This window comes from Bacillus sp. 16GRE42, from assembly GCF_019837435.1.
In the GTDB taxonomy this organism is placed as follows: Bacteria; Bacillota; Bacilli; order Bacillales; family Bacillaceae_G; genus Bacillus_A; species Bacillus_A wiedmannii.
Genome location: NZ_JADAXF010000004.1, coordinates 364,058 through 382,780, shown reverse-complemented (window position 1 = coordinate 382,780; position 18,723 = coordinate 364,058). Strand labels below are relative to the sequence as shown.

Below are 18,723 nucleotides of genomic sequence, written 5' to 3'. Positions count from 1 at the left end.
GGGGAAGCGAAGCATCACTACTTGCGGAAGTATACTTTGTAGAGAAACACGGTTCACAAAATACGGCAGAAATATAAAGACTTAAAGGAGAGGGATTATCGTGGAAAGAAGTTTATCTATGGAGTTAGTACGTGTAACAGAGGCTGCAGCATTATCATCAGCGCGTTGGATGGGGCGCGGGAAAAAGGATGAGGCAGATGGTGCAGCAACATCAGCTATGCGTGATGTATTTGATACAATCCCGATGAAAGGTACAGTTGTAATTGGTGAAGGTGAGATGGACGAAGCGCCAATGCTGTATATCGGAGAGAAATTAGGTACAGGATATGGACCACGTGTAGACGTTGCGGTTGATCCTTTAGAAGGGACAAACATCGTAGCAGCTGGTGGATGGAATGCTCTTGCTGTTATTGCAATTGCAGATCATGGTAATTTGTTACATGCTCCTGACATGTACATGGATAAAATCGCGGTTGGCCCAGAAGCGGTTGGGGCGGTCGATATTGATGCACCTATTATCGATAACTTACGTGCGGTTGCGAAAGCGAAAAATAAAGATATTGAAGATGTTGTAGCGACAGTTTTAAACCGTCCACGTCATCAAGCGATTATCGAAGAAATTCGTAAAGCTGGTGCTCGTATTAAATTAATTAACGATGGAGATGTGGCTGGAGCAATTAACACTGCATTTGATCGCACAGGTGTAGATATTTTATTCGGCTCTGGTGGAGCACCTGAGGGTGTATTAGCAGCAGTTGCATTAAAATGTTTAGGTGGAGAAATCCACGGAAAGCTTCTGCCTCAAAATGAAGCTGAATTAGCTCGTTGTAAAAAAATGGGTATTGAAGATATAAATCGTATTCTTCGCATGGAAGACTTAGTAAAAGGTGACGATGCAATCTTTGCGGCAACAGGCGTAACAGACGGAGAACTATTACGCGGCGTTCAATTTAAAGGTAGCGTAGGAACAACACAATCCCTTGTTATGCGTGCAAAATCAGGCACAGTACGCTTCGTAGACGGACGTCATAGCTTGAATAAAAAACCAAACTTGGTTATTAAATAAAAAGCGTAAGCAGCTCGTTCAGAATGGGAGGGGGATGGAGCTTCTGACGTAGAGGCGCTTTTTGCCTCGTAGGAAGAAGTGAAGCCACCGACCATTCTAGCTGCTGAAGCTGGATTGAATAAAAAGTGGAAGCAGCTCGTTCAGAATCGCAGGGCATTGGAGCTCCTGACCATTCTAGCTACTGGAACTAGGTTAAATAAAAGCGAAGACAAATTTTCTTGTCTTCGCTTCTTGTATTTGTGTTTCAACGTATTGATTAAAACTAGATAAAAGGGTTACAATAGTGAATATTACCCTACTTGAACTTATTGCCTTTCATTATTAATTATTTGCCTTCCGTATTTTTTCCCTTTACCCATGTGAAAAGAGAATAATGTTAAAGTGTGGTGTCTGAATGAATTTGTCAATTGCAGCATTAGAAAACATGAAATTAAAAGAGTTATACGAGCTTGCGAAAGAATTTAAGATTTCGTATTATAGCAAATTAACGAAAAAAGAGTTAATCTTCGCTATCCTAAAAGCTCGAGCAGAAAAAGAAGGTTTCTTCTTCATGGAAGGCGTATTAGAAATTATTCAATCAGAAGGATTTGGATTCCTACGTCCTATCAACTATTCTCCAAGCTCAGAAGATATTTATATCTCAGCTTCGCAAATTCGTCGTTTCGATTTACGTAATGGAGACAAGGTTTCTGGTAAAGTACGACCTCCGAAAGAAAATGAACGCTATTTTGGATTATTACAAGTTGAAGCTGTAAACGGAGATGATCCAGAGTCAGCAAAAGAGCGTGTGCATTTCCCTGCATTAACACCATTATACCCAGATCGCCAAATGAAATTGGAAACGGAACCGAAAAAGTTACCGACACGCATCATGGATTTAATCGCACCAGTTGGATTTGGACAACGTGGTTTAATTGTCGCGCCTCCAAAGGCTGGTAAAACAAGTCTATTAAAAGAAATCGCACACAGTGTTACAACAAATCACCCGGAAGCTGAATTAATTGTACTTTTAATTGATGAGCGTCCAGAGGAAGTAACAGACATTGAACGTTCTGTTAAAGGAGATGTTGTAAGCTCTACTTTTGATGAAGTGCCAGAAAATCATATTAAAGTAGCGGAACTTGTGTTAGAACGTGCAATGCGTCTTGTAGAGCACAAAAAAGATGTTATCATTTTAATGGATAGTATTACCCGTTTAGCGCGAGCTTACAACCTTGTTATTCCGCCAAGTGGTAGAACATTATCGGGTGGTATCGACCCAGCTGCCTTCCATAGACCGAAGCGTTTCTTTGGAGCTGCACGTAATATTGAAGAAGGCGGTAGCTTAACGATTTTAGCAACAGCGCTTGTTGATACAGGATCTCGTATGGACGATGTAATTTACGAAGAATTTAAAGGAACTGGAAATATGGAACTTCACTTAGATCGTTCATTAGCTGAGCGCCGTATCTTCCCGGCAATTGATATTCGCCGTTCTGGTACACGTAAAGAAGATCTATTAATTCCGAAAGAACATTTAGACAAGCTATGGGGTATTCGTAAAACAATGCGTGATACACCAGACTTTGTCGAAGGTTTCTTACGTAAACTTCGTCAAACAAAGACAAATGAAGAATTTTTACAAAACATTGTTGCAGACTCAAAAAGATATGTAACAACTAAGTAAAGGGAAAAGATTGGGACTCGCTTATTTTGTGGTAAGCGAGTTTTTTATGTTTTTTTAAGGGAATATTAGGGAGAGTAATATATGGGAAAAATTTTGTTTTTTGAGATGAAAATCATATTTGGGTCGAGAGTTTGAAGTGTCCCGGATTCTGAACGAGCCGCTTGCGCTTTTAATTATATCCAGCTCCAGCGGCTAGAATCTCCGGCCATTTCGCTCTCTCGGTCGAAGCAAAAAGCGCTTCTTGGTCGAGAGCTCCAATGTCCTGCGATTCTGAATGAGCCGCTTGCGCTTTTAAATTTTAAAAAGACAAAAACAGGTAGTTGCAAAATGGAGTTAGCCTTGTTATAATTTCATCATATGTGTTTCATCAATATAGTTGTGTAAGCAGCTGAAGATGAAAAACTCTGTTTCGAAAATGATTCAGGGCGGAAGGAGATGAAAAGAATGAAAGCAGGAATCCATCCAAATTACAATAAAGTTGTATTTATGGACACGAACACAGGCTTCAAATTCTTAAGCGGGTCTACTAAAGGCTCTAGCGAAACTGTTGAGTGGGAAGATGGTAACACTTATCCATTACTAAAAATTGAGATCAGTTCTGATTCTCACCCATTCTACACTGGACGTCAGAAGTTTGCTACTGCAGACGGACGTGTTGACCGCTTCAATAAGAAATACGGTATCAAGTAATAAAGAACATAAAACAGGCAAGTGTATGTATTCGCTTGTCTGTTTTTTTTGCAAAAATATTAAACCTTTACCCTACTTTGGATTAGGAAAGTAGATGAAAGGAGAGCTCAATGTACTTAATGAATCAAAATGGTTGGATTGAAGTGATTTGCGGGAGTATGTTTTCTGGAAAATCAGAAGAGCTCATCCGCCGTATACGCCGTACGCAATTTGCGAAACAACATGCGATTGTATTTAAACCATGTATTGATAATCGTTATAGTGAAGAAGATGTTGTATCACATAATGGATTAAAGGTTAAAGCAGTTCCTGTTTCAGCTTCAAAAGATATATTTAACCATGTAACAGAAGAAATGGATGTTATTGCAATCGATGAGGTACAATTTTTTGATGGGGACATTGTGGAAGTGGTGCAAGTATTGGCAAATCGTGGCTATCGTGTCATTGTAGCTGGATTAGACCAAGATTTCCGTGGTCTACCATTTGGACAAGTTCCTCAGCTGATGGCGATTGCTGAACATGTAACTAAGTTGCAGGCAGTTTGTTCTGCATGCGGATCTCCTGCAAGTCGTACGCAACGTTTAATCGATGGAGAACCAGCGGCATTTGATGATCCAATTATTTTAGTTGGGGCTTCGGAATCGTATGAACCACGTTGTCGTCATTGTCATGCAGTACCTACAAAACAAAGATAAATGAAACTCGCTATGTAGAGCGGGTTTTTTTCGAAAATAAATGAAGATTGGTGGCCGGCTCTTCAAACAGCTAAGAACTTTAGCAGTCAGAGCTGAGCAAGCCGCTTACGCTTTTAAATATTATCTAGCTCCAGCGGCTAGAATGGTCGGTGGTTTCGCTTCTTCCTGCGAGGCAAAGAGCACCTCTCTGTCAGAAGCTCCAACCTTCTCCCATTCTGAGCAAGCCGCTTACGCTTTTAAATATTATCTAGCTTCAGCGGCTAGAATCTCCGGCCATTTCACTCTCTCGCTCGAAGCAAAGAGCGCTTCAAGGTCGAGAGTTCCAATGTCCTGCGATTCTGAGCGAGCCGCTTACGCTTTTAAATATAATTTGCGTTTTTTTGATTAAGTACCATATACTATTTGTATTAGATACTAGGATGTAGAGGTGAATGGTGTGTTAGATCGTTTGCAAGCTGTAGAAGATCGTTATGAGAAGTTAAATGAATTGTTAAGTGACCCAGAGGTTATTAGCGATACGAATAAGCTTCGTGAGTATTCAAAGGAACAATCTGATATGCAGGAAACGGTAGAGGTGTACCGTGAGTATAAAGATGTTCGTGAGCAATTAAGAGATGCAAAAGCAATGTTAGAAGATAAGTTAGACGCTGATATGCGTGACATGGTAAAAGAAGAGGTTTCTGAATTAGAAGGACAAGATAAAGAATTGTCAGAGCGTCTGAAAATTTTACTTGTTCCAAAAGACCCTAATGATGATAAAAACGTTATCGTAGAGGTTCGTGGTGCTGCTGGTGGTGACGAGGCGGCTTTATTTGCTGGTGATTTATATCGTATGTATAGCCGTTATGCTGAGGTACAAGGTTGGAAAACTGAAATTATCGAAGCGAGCTATACAGAGTTAGGTGGATATAAAGAGATTATCTTTATGATTAACGGTAAAGGTGCTTTCGCGAAGCTAAAATTCGAGAATGGTGCTCACCGTGTACAACGTGTTCCTGAAACGGAATCTGGTGGACGTATTCATACATCTACAGCAACTGTAGCTGTATTACCAGAGGCAGAAGAAGTAGAAATTAGTATTCATGAAAAAGATGTTCGTGTTGATACGTTTGCTTCTAGTGGTCCTGGTGGACAAAGTGTTAATACAACGATGTCAGCGGTACGTTTAACGCATTTACCGACTGGTGTAGTTGTATCGTGTCAGGATGAGAAATCACAAATCAAGAATAAAGAAAAAGCGATGAAAGTATTACGCGCACGTGTTTATGATAAGTTTAGACAAGAAGCGCAAGCTGAGTATGATCAAAACCGTAAACAAGCTGTTGGTACGGGTGATCGTTCAGAGCGTATTCGTACGTATAATTTCCCGCAAAACCGTGTTACAGACCATCGAATCGGTTTAACGATTCAAAAGCTAGATCAAATCTTACAAGGTAAGTTAGATGATTTCATCAATGCCTTAGTGATGGAAGATCAGGCTCAAAAGATGGAGGCAGCTGAGTAATGCGTGTCTATGAAGCCCTGAAATGGGCTTCTTCTTTTTTACAGGAAAATGGACGAGATGAAAATGCGGGAGAAATTGTCCTTTGTCATGTATTAAAGACGAACAGAACCGGAATGCTCATGAATATGCGTGAAGAAATAACTGTGGAACAAGAAACAAGTTTTACGGAGTTTATTCACAAGCATGTAGAAGGTATTCCTATTCAATATATGATTGGTTATGAAATGTTTTATGGACGGTCGTTTTTTGTGAATGAAGAAGTATTAATACCAAGACCGGAAACAGAAGAGCTTATAGTAGGAGTGTTAGAAAGAATCGAGCGTCATTTCGGTGATGAGAAACTGCATGTGGCGGATATCGGTACAGGTAGTGGAGCGATTTCTATTACGCTTGCTTTAGAAAATAAAAATCTTCATGTGTATACGGTAGATATTGCACAAGAGTCGATTGAAGTTGCAAAAGAAAATGCAAAAACTTTGGGCGCAGAAGTAACGTTCTATCATGGTGATTTATTGTCACCATTTTATAAAACAAGTCAAAAGTTAGATGTTGTTGTTTCAAACCCTCCATATATACCGGAAGAGGATTGGCGTGGCCTTTCTCCTGTGGTGAAAGAGCATGAGCCAAAGAGAGCACTTGTTGGTGGTGAAGACGGATTAGATTTCTATCGCCGTTTTATGGAAGAGTTGCCGAATGTGTTGCAGAAGAAAGCAATTGTGGCATTTGAAATTGGAGTAGGGCAAGGTGAGGATGTAAAAGGGTTGTTACAACAAGCTTTTCCACATGCTCATGTTGAGGTTGTTTTTGATATTAATGGAAAAGATCGTATGGTATTTGCAGAGATGGAGTAAGGTTCACACCTTACTCTATTTTTTTTGTGGAAAAATTCATATAGATTTTGAATTTAATAGTTTAGAAAGATGAAAGTCTGTCCACACTGTTTGTAGAAGGGACGGTGGAGGAAATGAAAAAACAAGTTATTGCTTATCTTCTTCTATTATTAATTGGTGCACAGTTACTTGTGCAGTTTGGATATATGAAAGCTGATGCAAAAGGGCCTTCAGTTATTCCGAAAGAGGCCGTTCGATTACGAATTTTAGCAAATAGTGATTCAGATAAAGATCAGGTGTTAAAGCGCAAAGTGCGTGATGAAGTAAAAGCACAAATTGATGGATGGGTAGCGGATTTAACTTCATTTGAAGAGGCGCGTAAAGTCATTCAAAGTCATATTCCAGAAATCGAAAAAACAGTGGCAAATACGTTGAAAAAAGAAGGAAGTAAAGATTCATTTCAAGTGAAATTTAGTAAGAATGTAAAGTTTCCTACAAAGGTATATGGGAATTTTATTTATCCAGCAGGGGAATATGAGGCGGTATTGATTACAATTGGGGAAGGGGAAGGGGCAAACTGGTGGTGTGTATTATTTCCACCGATGTGTTTCTTAGATTTTTCAAGTGGTACAGCTGTAAGGAAGGAAGAACATGTTGTGAAGGCTGAATCTCCTGAAGAGGGGGAAGTTAAGGAGCAAGATGAGGAAGTGGTGGATGTACCAGAGAAGAAAGAGGGTAAAGTGAAAGAAACGAAAGTTGTAAAGCAGGAAGCTGTAAAAAAAGTAACAGCTTCTGAAAAGAAAGTAGTAAAAAATGAAACAAAAGTAGAAGAACAACCTGTAAGTAAAGAGGAAACAAAAACTGTGGACAAAGTGGAGAAACCTGTGGAACAAAAGCAAGAAAAACAAAATGAGTATGTAAAAGTAGAGGAGGAAGAAGAAAAGCCAGAAGTTAAGTTATTTATTGTAGAGGCTTTTACATCTTTATTCTCTAAATAGTACTATTAGTAAATCCCTTCTCATATATAAAAAAGAGGAGGGATTTACTATGAAGAAAGTATATTTTGCGACGAAAGCAGATGTGGAAAGATTGCATTCTTTTTTCGGACAAGCTAATAAAAAAGATGATAAAATAAATGAGTTGTACGCGCAATTTATGATTTTGGAAGAGGCGGAAGAGATACGGGCTGTTATCGGATATGAACAAAGTGAAGAACATGCACTGATTCGTTCTTGTTTATTCACACCTAATGTGGATAAACAGACTTTCTTATATTTTTTTGAAATGTTTTTGCAGTATATGAAAGAAAAAAATATTCGACAATTGTACTTACTAACAAATCATCCACAATCTATAACAATCTTTCAGTTTTTTGACTTTGTTACTATAGAGAAAGAAAACGTACCAGAGGGAATTCGACAGTTAGAACACTTTTGTAAAAATATAAAAGAGCCAAATGCAATAATACTAAATTGTCAGCTATTCACAAAGTTATCCACGGATTAATTAGGTTTATCCACATTTTGTGGATAAACCTTGTTTGTCTTTTGGATAAATCTCATAGTAAACTAAAAATAGACAAGTATTTCAGGGTAGAAAAGGACGTGGGAAAAAATGCATACAAATATGTGGGTTGTGGATAATGTTGTGGAAAGAAAAAAATATTATCCACAGTTAGAAGAAGCAGCAAAATTATTAAGGGAAAACGAGGCGATTGCCTTCCCTACAGAAACGGTATATGGACTAGGCGCCAACGCGATGAATGATGAAGCAATCGCGAAAATTTTTGAAGCGAAAGGAAGACCGAGTGATAATCCACTGATTGTCCACATCGGTACAAAATCACAGTTGGACGGGATTGTGAAAGAAATCCCGCCAGTTGCAGAGAAGTTAATGGAGCACTTTTGGCCAGGTCCGTTAACAATTATTTTACCTAGAAAAGAAGGAATTTCAGAGAAGGTGACGGCAGGACTTAATACGGTTGGAGTAAGAATGCCTGATCATCCAGTAGCGCTTGCTCTTATTGAAGAGGCGAATGTACCTGTTGCAGCACCGAGTGCGAATCGTTCTGGTCGTCCAAGTCCGACGTTAGCGTCTCACGTATATGAAGATTTAAATGAGAAAATCGCAGGTATTGTAGATGGTGGTGCGACGGGAGTAGGTGTTGAATCGACTGTAATTGATTGTACGAGCGCTGTTCCAACGATATTACGCCCAGGTGGGATTACGAAAGAACAATTAGAAGAGGTGATTGGTACTGTTTCTTTAGATCCGGCTTTAAAGGACGAGAAAGAAAAACCGAAATCACCTGGAATGAAATATACACATTATGCACCGAAAGCGCCACTGAGTATTGTAGAAGGTTCACGTGAATTTATTCAACGCCTTGTGGATGAGAAGAAAGAAGAAGGGTTTAAAGTAGGTGTATTAACGACAGAAGAGTATCAGCATGTATATAGCGCGGATGTTGTATTGTCTTGTGGTGTTCGAAGTGATTTAGCTAGCGTTGCGACTAAATTATATGATGTACTTAGAACGTTTGATGCAAGTGAAGTGGATGTTATTTTTAGTGAATCATTCCCGAATGAAGGAATAGGGAATGCCATTATGAATCGCTTAACGAAAGCGGCAGGACATCAGGTTATTACGGAATCATAAGGTACGATTAGCAAACCGAATATTTCTCCTCGGATAAGCATATTTTGAAGTAGCACGTCCGAGGAGGGACATGAATGACGTTTGAACAGCTAATACCTTTAATAATTATGGCATTCGCCCTAGGGATGGATGCGTTCTCGGTGAGCCTTGGTATGGGAATGATGACCTTAAAGGGAAGACAGATCCTGTATATCGGTATGACGATAGGGATATTTCATATTATCATGCCATTTATAGGGATGGTATTAGGTCGCTTTTTATCAGAGCAGTATGGAGACATTGCACATTTTGCAGGTGCTATTTTATTAATTGGACTAGGATTCTATATTGTATATTCATCTGTTTTGGAGAATGAAGAGACTAGAACGGCCCCTATCGGAATTAGTTTATTCGTATTTGCATTTGGCGTTAGTATAGATAGTTTTTCAGTAGGTCTTAGTCTTGGAATTTACGGAGCGCAGACAATTATTACAATATTACTTTTTGGATTTGTTAGTATGTTATTAGCGTGGATTGGTTTATTAATTGGTAGACATGCGAAAGATATGCTCGGCACATATGGCGAGATAGTAGGTGGTATCATTCTCGTTGGATTTGGATTATATCTCCTTTTTCCTATATAATTTTAAATAGGAGGGAGTTATGAATAAATTATTGGAATGGTATATTCGATTTTTAACTTTTTTCCCTAAGTGGTTAAGACGGCTTGTTATTTGGGGTATTATTTTGCAAATTTCAATTTTAGGTTGGATGAAGTTAATTCGCGAATGGTAAGATAGTTCCTTTCTGTGCATAGTTTTATTTATACTATACTGATTGCGCTAAAAAATTATAGATATAGAAAGGATGAGATGAATGACGAGATTAAAGCAAGTTTTTGGTATTATTATTAGTTTTTTTGTTTTTTGGTTTAGTATGCTCGGTGTACAAATGTTTGCTGAGTTTTTAGATATTGAGTCATTGAAGTTTGTTGCGGGAAAAACGGAGGCGGCGCGTACTTTTTATTCTCCGTATCCGTTTTTAATTGTTTTCCTTATTACGTTACTTTCCTTATATTTTTTTGTAATAAAGCTTGGTAGATCTAAAAAAGAGAAATTCCCGGCATTAGAGGAGAAGAACGAAGAATTACGATAAAAAATCCCCCGCTTTCAGCGGGGGGTTATGTTTAGGTGATGGAAGTGAACGGGCCTCTTGCGCTTTTAGGGGATATATCCAGTTCCAGCGGTTAGAATGGTCGGTGGCTTCGCGCCTTCCTGCGAGGCAAAAAGCGCCTCTACGTCAGGAGCTCCATCCCCTTCTCATTCTGAACGAGCCGCTTCCGCCTTTAGGGTGTGATATCCAGCTCCAGCGGCTAGAATCTCCGGTCATTTCGCTCTCTCGCTCGAAGCAAAAAGCGCTTCAAGGTCGAGAGCTCCAATGCCCTGCGATTCTGAACGAGCCGCCTCTGCCTTTAAATTGGCCTCACCAATTCAAATTGTTCTCCTAGTTTTGCGTAGTTGTGTCCTGCTAGGCGGCTTACTGGTTTTAGTCCTTCTGCATGAATGCGTCCGTTTTCGTATAGGTGTTCTGCGACGTGGAAACGAACGACGCGTCCGATTAGTAGATCGCAAGCTGGTGATTCTTCTGTTCCGCCAAGAGGGATTGCGCGTTCTAGTATGCACTCCATTCGAATATTGGCTTCTTTTACACCTGGAACGGAGATAACATCACTTTCAATTGGTGTTAGTTTTGCTAGTTCAATTTCGCTCTCATTTGGCGGGAGGTTAGCCGCTGTTTCGTTAATTGCTTCTACGTAAGATTCATCAGAAATATGTACGACAAACTCACCCTTTTCGATTGCGTTTCGAGAAGTATCTTTCGGTGTTCCTGCTTTTCGTTGTACAGAAACTGAGATAAGTGGTGGATTAGCAGCGACAATATTGAAATAGCTATACGGTGCTCCGTTTAATACGCCATCTTTTGTTACAGAAGTAACGAATGCGACAGGGCGTGGAATGATACTTCCCGTTAATAATTTGTAATTCTCTTTTTCCGTTTGTTCATTTGGATTAATGGATAACATGCGTAAAATCCCCTTTCTAAATATGACGACTTATTGTTTGTTTACAAGATGTTAGTGGAAAACTCCTGCTGAAAATAATATTTTTATTACATAAAAAGAACTTACTTCATTGTGATTGAAGTAAGTTCCGTCTAAATAATCTCGAATTCAAGGTAAAAATTATAATAAAACGTATGCCCCAGGTCCGATTAAAGCTACTCCGACAGCGACAGCGATTAACATTAAATTATACTCAAATCCGTTTTGTGTGATCCAGTAACCATTTTTTCCGTGAACAGTGAAGATTGCCATTAACATTGTTCCAACGATAAATAATGAACCGATTGCAGTGAATATACCTGATGCGAATAAGAAACCACCTAATAATTCAGTTGCGCCAGCCATAAATGCCATGAATACACCAGGGCGTAAGCCAATTGACTCCATCCAGCCGCCAGTTCCCTTTAAACCGTAGCCGCCGAACCAACCAAATAGTTTTTGAGCACCATGACCCATGAATGTAATACCTATAATAAGACGAATAATAAGAAGACCGATATCCATCATTTTAAAAACCTCCTAAAAGTTATTAACTTACCTTATGTAAGTAATAATAAAATAGTTACTTACTTTAGTCAAGTGGATTTCGAAAAAAGTTTGAAAATAATTTTACAAATTAGCGACAAAAAGAAAAATGTAGTAAAGACCTCTAGACAAGTTGGGTAAAAAAAGAGAAAATATAAGTAGAAGTTAACTTCTTATTGTTATTCAGACAATCAGAATTGACTGGAATTTTGCAAAGAGCTACAATAAGAGTCTATTAGTAATGACGTAATTTATTTCGAAAGCGTTTTTACAGTATAATATTCGAAGTATGAAGTCTTACATGTATCCCGGGTTTTACTAGGGATTGCCCTATAAACTTTTAGGTAAATTATGAGGAGGACTATCCTATGTTTAAAAAATTATTCGGTTTTGGTTCAAAAACAAATGAAGAAACAATCGTAGCTCCATTAACTGGAGCAGTGAAAAATATTGAAGAAGTACCAGATCCAGTATTCGCTGGTCGTATGATGGGTGAAGGTGTTGCAATCGATCCTACTGAAGGTGTAGTTGTATCTCCAGTTGATGGTGAAATCGTACAGTTATTCCACACAAAACATGCTGTAGGAATTAAAGCGAAAAACGGTACAGAAATTTTAATCCACGTTGGATTAGAAACTGTAAAAATGGAAGGCGAAGGTTTCGAAGCTCACGTTTCTGAAGGCCAAGCTGTAAAAGCTGGAGATAAATTAATCTCATTCGACTTAGAATTAATCCGTGAAAAAGCGAAAAGTACAATTACTCCAATCGTTATTACAAACACAGATGCAGCTGAGTCTATTAAAACAACTGTAGGCGTAACAGCTACAAAAGGTTCAACAGAAGTAATGAAAGTTACAATGAAATAATTATTGTATAAGAGGAGTCCGTTTCATATGAAATGGATTCCTTATTTTGTTTTGTAGTACGCTTGCTATGTATGTTAAAATACTCTAGGCACTTGGAAATAGGGTTTCACATATATGTGGATAAGGCGCATTTTTCTTAGAAAAAATATAAGAGAAATGCGCCTTTCGTATATTCACATTTCTTTTGTTCTATTCTTATGTACGTTATGATGAAAGATAGGAAAAAGAAGAAAAGGGGTGGGTTTGGATGAAACGAGTGTTATTTATTTGCACTGGAAATACATGCCGTAGCCCGATGGCTGAGGCGTTACTTCGTCATCATGGAGAAGGTAATTTTGAAGTGCAATCTGCTGGTGTTTTCGCCTATCCTGGAAGTGATGCGTCGATATATGCAAAGGAAGCTTTAGCTGAAAAGGGAATTACAATCGATCATGCTTCGCAGCAGATAAATGAAGCTTTGATTGATTGGGCAGATATTGTAGTAACAATGACGGAAAACCATAAGCAAATTGTACTTGGGCATTATCCGAGTGTTGAAAAGAAAGTGGATACATTATATGGAGTAACTGAGGGGATAAGTAAGGATATTTCAGACCCATTTGGCGGGTCACTTTCTATTTATAAAGAAACGTTAGAAGAGATGGAAAAACTTGTACAAACTTTACTGAAAAAACATTCAGAAGGTTGATGTTTCGTGTATAATACGATATTGGAGATCACTTCGTTCCGTTAAGGTAACGAGTGAGAAATGAAGATAATTGATTGAAACTTTGGAGGGGTAAAAATGAAAGTAGTAGTAGCATCTGATCACGGCGGTATGAATATCCGTAAAGAACTTGTAAGTTTATTAGAAGAGTTAAATATTGAATATATTGATTTAGGTTGTGAATGTGAAGCTGGTTCTGTTGATTACCCTGATTTTGCGTTTCCAGCAGCGGAAATGGTAGCGAATGGCGAAGTAGATCGTGGTATTTTAGTTTGTGGGACAGGCATCGGTATGTCAATTGCAGCAAACAAAGTAAATGGTATTCGTTGTGCATTAGTTCATGATACTTTCAGTGCGAAAGCAACGAGAGAGCATAATGATACGAACATGTTAGCAATGGGCGAGCGTGTAATTGGTGCAGGTCTAGCACGTGACATCGCAAAAATTTGGTTAACAACTGACTATGAAGGTGGTCGTCATGAAAACCGCGTAGGAAAAATTAAAACATACGAAACAAAGTAATGGATTCTAACTAGAAGTAGTATGAAATATAATTTGGTGAACCAACCTGTGAAAGGAAGAGGCGTAATGACAGAAATCGTAAAGGTAAGAGAACAGTTACAAATTTCGCTTTCTGATTTCCAAGAACAAGCTTCATTACAAAGTGGTCAAATTTTTGTAGTGGGATGTAGCACGAGCGAAGTGCTAGGAGAAAGAATTGGGACATCAGGAACGATGGAAGTAGCAGAGGCGATTTTTTCTGAGTTAAAACAATTTCAAGAGCAAACAGGTATTGAGTTGGCGTTTCAATGTTGTGAGCATTTAAACCGTGCTTTAGTAGTTGAGAGAGAGTTAGCGATGAAATATCAATTTGAAATTGTAACAGTTACGCCTGTTAGATCAGCAGGTGGTGCATTAGCAACATATGCGTATCACAATTTGAAAGATCCGGTAGTAATTGAGTTTATTAAAGCAGATGCAGGAATGGATATTGGTGATACATTTATCGGTATGCATTTAAAGCATGTAGCTGTTCCGGTTCGTACAGGTGTGAAGGAAATTGGAAGTGCGCATGTAACGATGGCAACAACACGTGGAAAACTAATTGGTGGAGCACGTGCTGTTTATGCGGCGAAGGAAGAGACTATCACTTGCCGTTAGACATAAAAAATTATAAAGTCGCATAATGGCTTTATATCGAAAGATAAAAGGTATGTAGTCTGACTTTATAATAGAAGAAAGAAAAGACCGATTTTCGGTCTTTTTTTTCTTTTATGATATAGAAAGTCATGTTAGAATGTAGTTGAAAACATGAAGGTTCGAAAGAATTACAACCTGAATTTTCGTTTTTTCTGAATAAATGAGAAAAAACTATTGGGAATCGATGTAATTCGTTCAGAAAAGGGGGATTTTGGTGAATCATTTAAAACGTCAAGATGAAAAGGTATTTGCTGCAATTGAGGCAGAACTAGGAAGACAGCGTTCAAAGATTGAGTTAATTGCTTCGGAAAACTTCGTAAGTGAAGCAGTAATGGAGGCGCAAGGTTCTGTTTTAACGAATAAGTATGCTGAGGGATATCCTGGAAAACGTTACTATGGTGGCTGTGAGCACGTAGACGTAGTGGAAGATATCGCACGTGATCGCGCGAAAGAAATCTTTGGTGCAGAGCATGTAAATGTTCAACCACATTCTGGTGCACAAGCGAACATGGCAGTATACTTTACGATTTTAGAGCAAGGCGATACAGTACTTGGTATGAATTTATCTCATGGTGGTCACTTAACACACGGAAGCCCTGTTAACTTCAGTGGAGTACAATATAATTTCGTAGAATATGGCGTGGATGCTGAATCTCACCGTATTAATTACGATGATGTATTAGCAAAAGCGAAAGAACATAAACCAAAATTAATCGTTGCAGGTGCAAGTGCATATCCTCGTGTTATCGATTTCAAACGATTCCGTGAGATTGCAGATGAAGTGGGTGCATACTTTATGGTTGATATGGCACATATCGCTGGTTTAGTAGCTGCTGGTTTACATCCAAACCCAGTACCACACGCACATTTCGTTACAACGACAACACATAAAACATTACGTGGTCCACGTGGTGGTATGATTTTATGTGAAGAGCAATTTGCAAAACAAATTGATAAATCAATCTTCCCTGGTATTCAAGGTGGTCCACTTATGCACGTAATCGCTGCAAAAGCTGTTGCATTTGGTGAGACACTACAAGATGAGTTTAAAACATATGCACAAAATATCATTAATAATGCGAACCGCTTAGCTGAAGGTCTTCAAAAAGAAGGACTTACACTTGTTTCTGGTGGAACAGACAATCATTTAATCCTGATCGATGTTCGTAACTTAGAAATCACAGGTAAAGTAGCAGAGCACGTATTAGATGAAGTTGGTATTACAGTGAACAAAAATACAATTCCATTTGAAACAGCAAGCCCATTTGTAACAAGCGGTGTACGTATCGGTACGGCAGCTGTAACATCTCGTGGTTTCGGTTTAGAAGACATGGATGAAATTGCGTCACTTATTGCTTATACATTAAAAAATCATGAAAATGAAGCTGCATTAGAAGAAGCAAGTAAGCGTGTAGAAGCGTTAACGAGCAAATTCCCAATGTACACAGACCTATAATAGATGAAAGAAGGCTGCTGAGACGTAATTGTTTTGGCAGTTTTTTTTTGGACATATATTGTTCTTTAAGTATGTATACAAATGATGAATAAATTTTGGCGATATAATGAAGGATACAGCTCCCATAATTGGTAAAGATACTAGATAGATTCATCGTAAAATCATGATTTTGCCAAATTTGCCCTTGAATATTAGTAGCGTTTTCTTTACAATCGTAAATAGTGTAAAAAAGCGTGCAAACGCATGAATATCATCTAAAGGAGAGATTCACATGGGAAAACTGTATGTATTTGATCACCCGTTAATTCAACATAAGATTACATATATTCGCGATAAGAATACAGGCACGAAAGATTTTCGTGAATTAGTGGACGAAGTAGCAAGTTTAATGGCTTTCGAAATTACTCGCGATCTTCCACTTAAAGACATTGAGATTGAAACACCTGTAAGCAAAGCGACAACAAAAGTGATCGCTGGTAAAAAGCTTGGTTTAATTCCGATTTTACGTGCAGGTTTAGGAATGGTTGATGGAATTCTGAAATTAATTCCAGCAGCAAAAGTAGGGCACGTTGGTTTATACCGCGACCCTAAAACATTGCAACCGGTAGAATACTATGTGAAACTTCCAACGGATGTAGAAGAGCGTGACTTCATCGTACTAGATCCGATGCTAGCAACAGGTGGTTCTGCAGCTGAAGCAATTAACTCTCTGAAAAAGCGCGGTGCAAAACAAATTAAATTAATGTGTATCGTTGCAGCTCCAGAAGGAGTAAAAGTAGTACAAGAAGAACATCCTGATGTTGATATTTATGTAGCAGCATTAGATGAGAAATTAAATGACCACGGATATGTAGTACCAGGTCTTGGTGATGCTGGTGACCGTTTATTCGGAACGAAGTAAGACAACTGACGAGAGGGGGTTCCCTCTCGTTTTTTTGTACCTTGATGAGGTAGGGGAGGGGGGATAAATATACATAGTATATACAACATAAGTTGCATACACATCACATATAATATAGAAGTCTTACGTCTAAAGAGCACTATATTATGGAAGGAAAGCGTTATATCTTAAAAATATAATAGTGACAAACTTGTGAACATTTCCTTCTATTATAAAGAGAAAACTGTTAGAAATTGCATATCTCTAACCAGTATTTAGAAGGGGAACGTTTTCATTTTTGGGAGGAAATGACTAATACTCAAATTTTTTGATTTTTTACGATTTCTCGTTGACACTGTTAATACCCTATTGTATGCTAACAACGGGGATAGATGGTAGGGCTTTCAGTGACAAAAATACATCTATTCCGTGACGAAAATGTAAACTTTTTATTTTGTATAGGATTTATGCAAAAAAATGAGTTATTATTAATACATCGTGAATGAGGGTTACATATTGGAGGGATGAATCCTTGCAAAAAAACGATCGCAGCCATATAAAAGCTTATGCTTTAATGTCAGGTATTCTTGCTCAGTTAGTCGGTTCTATTCTTATTGGAATCTTTGGTGGGCAGTGGATTGATAGTAAGGTTGGAACGTTTCCATTGTTTCTTATTATAGGGTTATTACTCGGATTAGGAACAGGGATATACGCAATGATTCGACTCATTCGACATTACTATTCGGGAGAGCAATGATGATAGACGTACATGGACTTGTCCAAAGACAAAAGAAATATATGTACTACTTGCTTGCGCTTCTAGTGCTAGGATGGGGATTCACCTCTTACAAGGATGTATTTCTTGGGCTGATTATCGGAACGATTTTCAGTTTTCTTAGTTTGCGCATCATTGCACGTAGAACAGACAAGCTGTTGGATCGCGTAACAAATGGAGAAAACGTAAAATTTAAGGCGACAGCAGTAAGTACATATTCGAGATTCGCCACGATTGGATTATTAATTTTATTTGCAGCCAAATATCAAGAGTTAATTGCGATGTGGGGCCTAGGTGTAGGATTGCTGACAGGATACCTTGTCATGATCATAGATTTTCTTTATTTAGAGTATAAGAGCAGGGAAGAGAGGTGAATTACTAGTGGAACACGGTAAATTAGTTGAATTTCTAGGTTTAACGTTCGATTTGTCATCAGTTATGATGGTTACTGTAGCAGCAGTTATTGTTTTCTTAATCGCTGTTATTGGAACTCGCAGTTTAGCCCTTCGCCCAACCGGGATGCAAAACTTCATGGAATGGGTGTTTGACTTCGTGAAAGGGATTATCAATAGTACGATGGACTGGAAAACAGGTGGACGTTTCTTAACGCTTGGCGTTACGCTTATCATGTTTATCATCGTATCGAACTTCCTTGGTTTACCATTCATGTATTCAACAGTTGAGGCTGGCGAACATATTGCATGGTGGAGATCACCAACGTCTGATCCAGCAGTTGCATTAACATTAGCCGTGATGGTAGTTACCCTCACCCATTATTATGGAATTAAGATGAAGGGTACGAAAGAATACGTAAAAGGTTATTTCCAACCTATGAAATTCTTATTCCCATTAAAGGTTATTGAGGAGTTTGCTAACACATTAACGTTAGGTCTTCGTTTATTCGGTAACATTTATGCAGGTGAGATCTTATTAGGATTACTTGCTAAGTTAGGCGGGGCATCGTTCCTCGGAGCATTAGGTGCGCTTGTACCAATGTTAGCATGGATGGGATTCAGTGTATTCGTTGGATCAATCCAGTCATTTATTTTCGTTATGTTAACGATGGTTTATATGGCTCATAAAGTAAGCCATGACCATTAATATA

The 18,723-nt window shown here is 38.5% G+C and carries 25 protein-coding genes; 23 read left to right on the top strand and 2 right to left on the bottom strand.

All coding sequences use genetic code 11. The annotated features are described in order from the left end of the window. Positions 1-100 precede the first annotated feature (100 nt). From glpX to ILS93_RS22390, 13 genes are all read left to right on the top strand, one after another. The gene (gene glpX, locus ILS93_RS22445) at positions 101-1,066 is read left to right on the top strand and encodes a class II fructose-bisphosphatase (protein WP_000442336.1); all 966 of its coding nucleotides are present in this window, start codon (positions 101-103) and stop codon (positions 1,064-1,066) included. A 394-nt stretch (positions 1,067-1,460) separates the two neighbouring features. Next, a complete protein-coding gene (rho, locus tag ILS93_RS22440) occupies positions 1,461-2,732 on the top strand; it encodes a transcription termination factor Rho (RefSeq protein WP_001053898.1) in 1,272 nt (423 codons plus the stop codon). Between the two features lie 444 nt (positions 2,733-3,176). Further along, positions 3,177-3,422: a type B 50S ribosomal protein L31 gene (locus tag ILS93_RS22435; RefSeq protein WP_000643447.1), complete on the top strand. Its 246-nt coding sequence runs from the start codon at positions 3,177-3,179 to the stop codon at positions 3,420-3,422. A gap of 110 nt (positions 3,423-3,532) precedes the next feature. Next, complete coding sequence (locus ILS93_RS22430; RefSeq protein WP_000281086.1) at positions 3,533-4,117, top strand: thymidine kinase; 585 nt, start codon at positions 3,533-3,535, stop codon at positions 4,115-4,117. Between the two features lie 40 nt (positions 4,118-4,157). Then, positions 4,158-4,505, top strand: a complete 348-nt coding sequence (locus ILS93_RS22425; protein ID WP_222661290.1) for a hypothetical protein — start codon at positions 4,158-4,160, stop codon at positions 4,503-4,505. A gap of 48 nt (positions 4,506-4,553) precedes the next feature. After that, on the top strand, positions 4,554-5,621 hold the full coding sequence (prfA, locus tag ILS93_RS22420; RefSeq protein WP_002096180.1) for a peptide chain release factor 1: 1,068 nt from the start codon (positions 4,554-4,556) through the stop codon (positions 5,619-5,621). Beyond that, complete coding sequence (gene prmC / locus ILS93_RS22415; RefSeq protein ID WP_064476100.1) at positions 5,621-6,472, top strand: peptide chain release factor N(5)-glutamine methyltransferase; 852 nt, start codon at positions 5,621-5,623, stop codon at positions 6,470-6,472. The genes prfA and prmC overlap by 1 nt, the downstream gene beginning before the upstream one ends. Before the next feature lie 113 nt (positions 6,473-6,585). Further along, a complete protein-coding gene (gene spoIIR / locus ILS93_RS22410; protein ID WP_064476324.1) occupies positions 6,586-7,449 on the top strand; it encodes a stage II sporulation protein R in 864 nt (287 codons plus the stop codon). A gap of 49 nt (positions 7,450-7,498) precedes the next feature. Then, entirely contained in the window at positions 7,499-7,957 is a 459-nt protein-coding gene (locus ILS93_RS22405; protein WP_000758431.1) for a GNAT family N-acetyltransferase, read from the top strand. A gap of 108 nt (positions 7,958-8,065) precedes the next feature. Next, the gene (locus tag ILS93_RS22400) at positions 8,066-9,109 is read left to right on the top strand and encodes an L-threonylcarbamoyladenylate synthase (protein WP_064476101.1); all 1,044 of its coding nucleotides are present in this window, start codon (positions 8,066-8,068) and stop codon (positions 9,107-9,109) included. 74 nt (positions 9,110-9,183) lie between these two features. After that, positions 9,184-9,732 (top strand): manganese efflux pump MntP, encoded by a 549-nt coding sequence (locus ILS93_RS22395; protein ID WP_064476102.1) that lies wholly within the window; start codon positions 9,184-9,186, stop codon positions 9,730-9,732. Positions 9,733-9,751: 19 nt separating this feature from the next. Further along, the gene (locus ILS93_RS28760) at positions 9,752-9,883 is read left to right on the top strand and encodes a hypothetical protein (protein WP_255299896.1); all 132 of its coding nucleotides are present in this window, start codon (positions 9,752-9,754) and stop codon (positions 9,881-9,883) included. An 81-nt stretch (positions 9,884-9,964) separates the two neighbouring features. After that, entirely contained in the window at positions 9,965-10,243 is a 279-nt protein-coding gene (locus tag ILS93_RS22390) for a DUF3935 domain-containing protein (protein WP_064476103.1), read from the top strand. A 316-nt stretch (positions 10,244-10,559) separates the two neighbouring features. On the opposite strand, the gene ILS93_RS22385 is transcribed toward ILS93_RS22390, so the two are convergent. Continuing rightward, on the bottom strand, positions 10,560-11,171 hold the full coding sequence (locus ILS93_RS22385; protein WP_064476104.1) for a flavin reductase family protein: 612 nt from the start codon (positions 11,169-11,171) through the stop codon (positions 10,560-10,562). A gap of 159 nt (positions 11,172-11,330) precedes the next feature. Next, positions 11,331-11,717, bottom strand: coding sequence for a DoxX family protein (locus ILS93_RS22380; RefSeq protein WP_064476105.1), 387 nt, complete (start codon positions 11,715-11,717; stop codon positions 11,331-11,333). A 386-nt stretch (positions 11,718-12,103) separates the two neighbouring features. On the opposite strand from ILS93_RS22380, the gene ILS93_RS22375 reads away from it, so the two are divergent. From ILS93_RS22375 to atpB, 10 genes are all read left to right on the top strand, one after another. Next, positions 12,104-12,601, top strand: a complete 498-nt coding sequence (locus ILS93_RS22375) for a PTS sugar transporter subunit IIA (RefSeq protein ID WP_000473649.1) — start codon at positions 12,104-12,106, stop codon at positions 12,599-12,601. Positions 12,602-12,848: 247 nt separating this feature from the next. Further along, on the top strand, positions 12,849-13,289 hold the full coding sequence (locus ILS93_RS22370; protein ID WP_064476106.1) for a low molecular weight protein arginine phosphatase: 441 nt from the start codon (positions 12,849-12,851) through the stop codon (positions 13,287-13,289). Positions 13,290-13,385: 96 nt separating this feature from the next. Next, positions 13,386-13,829, top strand: a complete 444-nt coding sequence (gene rpiB / locus ILS93_RS22365; protein ID WP_000869917.1) for a ribose 5-phosphate isomerase B — start codon at positions 13,386-13,388, stop codon at positions 13,827-13,829. A gap of 21 nt (positions 13,830-13,850) precedes the next feature. Further along, the gene (locus ILS93_RS22360; RefSeq protein ID WP_098101704.1) at positions 13,851-14,468 is read left to right on the top strand and encodes a TIGR01440 family protein; all 618 of its coding nucleotides are present in this window, start codon (positions 13,851-13,853) and stop codon (positions 14,466-14,468) included. A 253-nt stretch (positions 14,469-14,721) separates the two neighbouring features. Beyond that, positions 14,722-15,963 carry a serine hydroxymethyltransferase gene (gene glyA, locus ILS93_RS22355; protein ID WP_064476109.1) on the top strand — a complete coding sequence of 414 codons (1,242 nt, stop codon included), beginning with the start codon at positions 14,722-14,724 and terminating at the stop codon, positions 15,961-15,963. A gap of 271 nt (positions 15,964-16,234) precedes the next feature. Further along, complete coding sequence (upp, locus tag ILS93_RS22350; protein ID WP_000517539.1) at positions 16,235-16,864, top strand: uracil phosphoribosyltransferase; 630 nt, start codon at positions 16,235-16,237, stop codon at positions 16,862-16,864. A gap of 371 nt (positions 16,865-17,235) precedes the next feature. Further along, positions 17,236-17,349 (top strand): DUF4024 domain-containing protein, encoded by a 114-nt coding sequence (locus ILS93_RS22345; protein ID WP_075309829.1) that lies wholly within the window; start codon positions 17,236-17,238, stop codon positions 17,347-17,349. Between the two features lie 26 nt (positions 17,350-17,375). After that, complete coding sequence (locus ILS93_RS22340) at positions 17,376-17,600, top strand: AtpZ/AtpI family protein (RefSeq protein WP_001171220.1); 225 nt, start codon at positions 17,376-17,378, stop codon at positions 17,598-17,600. Beyond that, positions 17,600-17,992, top strand: coding sequence for an ATP synthase subunit I (locus ILS93_RS22335; protein ID WP_000567600.1), 393 nt, complete (start codon positions 17,600-17,602; stop codon positions 17,990-17,992). Before ILS93_RS22340 ends, ILS93_RS22335 begins: the two co-directional genes overlap by 1 nt. A gap of 7 nt (positions 17,993-17,999) precedes the next feature. Further along, entirely contained in the window at positions 18,000-18,719 is a 720-nt protein-coding gene (gene atpB / locus ILS93_RS22330) for a F0F1 ATP synthase subunit A (protein WP_000399874.1), read from the top strand. The last annotated feature ends 4 nt before the right edge of the window (positions 18,720-18,723 follow it).

Coding starts and splice junctions, on each gene's coding strand:
- rho (WP_001053898.1), top strand. CDS start 1,461: ATGAATTTGTCAATTGCAGCATTAGAAAACATGAAATTAAAAGAGTTA.
- ILS93_RS22435 (WP_000643447.1), top strand. CDS start 3,177: ATGAAAGCAGGAATCCATCCAAATTACAATAAAGTTGTATTTATGGAC.
- ILS93_RS22430 (WP_000281086.1), top strand. CDS start 3,533: ATGTACTTAATGAATCAAAATGGTTGGATTGAAGTGATTTGCGGGAGT.
- ILS93_RS22425 (WP_222661290.1), top strand. CDS start 4,158: ATGAAGATTGGTGGCCGGCTCTTCAAACAGCTAAGAACTTTAGCAGTC.
- prmC (WP_064476100.1), top strand. CDS start 5,621: ATGCGTGTCTATGAAGCCCTGAAATGGGCTTCTTCTTTTTTACAGGAA.
- spoIIR (WP_064476324.1), top strand. CDS start 6,586: ATGAAAAAACAAGTTATTGCTTATCTTCTTCTATTATTAATTGGTGCA.
- ILS93_RS22405 (WP_000758431.1), top strand. CDS start 7,499: ATGAAGAAAGTATATTTTGCGACGAAAGCAGATGTGGAAAGATTGCAT.
- ILS93_RS22400 (WP_064476101.1), top strand. CDS start 8,066: ATGCATACAAATATGTGGGTTGTGGATAATGTTGTGGAAAGAAAAAAA.
- ILS93_RS22395 (WP_064476102.1), top strand. CDS start 9,184: ATGACGTTTGAACAGCTAATACCTTTAATAATTATGGCATTCGCCCTA.
- ILS93_RS28760 (WP_255299896.1), top strand. CDS start 9,752: ATGAATAAATTATTGGAATGGTATATTCGATTTTTAACTTTTTTCCCT.
- ILS93_RS22390 (WP_064476103.1), top strand. CDS start 9,965: ATGACGAGATTAAAGCAAGTTTTTGGTATTATTATTAGTTTTTTTGTT.
- ILS93_RS22385 (WP_064476104.1), bottom strand. CDS start 11,171: ATGTTATCCATTAATCCAAATGAACAAACGGAAAAAGAGAATTACAAA.
- ILS93_RS22380 (WP_064476105.1), bottom strand. CDS start 11,717: ATGATGGATATCGGTCTTCTTATTATTCGTCTTATTATAGGTATTACA.
- ILS93_RS22375 (WP_000473649.1), top strand. CDS start 12,104: ATGTTTAAAAAATTATTCGGTTTTGGTTCAAAAACAAATGAAGAAACA.
- ILS93_RS22370 (WP_064476106.1), top strand. CDS start 12,849: ATGAAACGAGTGTTATTTATTTGCACTGGAAATACATGCCGTAGCCCG.
- rpiB (WP_000869917.1), top strand. CDS start 13,386: ATGAAAGTAGTAGTAGCATCTGATCACGGCGGTATGAATATCCGTAAA.
- ILS93_RS22360 (WP_098101704.1), top strand. CDS start 13,851: ATGAAATATAATTTGGTGAACCAACCTGTGAAAGGAAGAGGCGTAATG.
- upp (WP_000517539.1), top strand. CDS start 16,235: ATGGGAAAACTGTATGTATTTGATCACCCGTTAATTCAACATAAGATT.
- ILS93_RS22345 (WP_075309829.1), top strand. CDS start 17,236: ATGGTAGGGCTTTCAGTGACAAAAATACATCTATTCCGTGACGAAAAT.
- ILS93_RS22335 (WP_000567600.1), top strand. CDS start 17,600: ATGATAGACGTACATGGACTTGTCCAAAGACAAAAGAAATATATGTAC.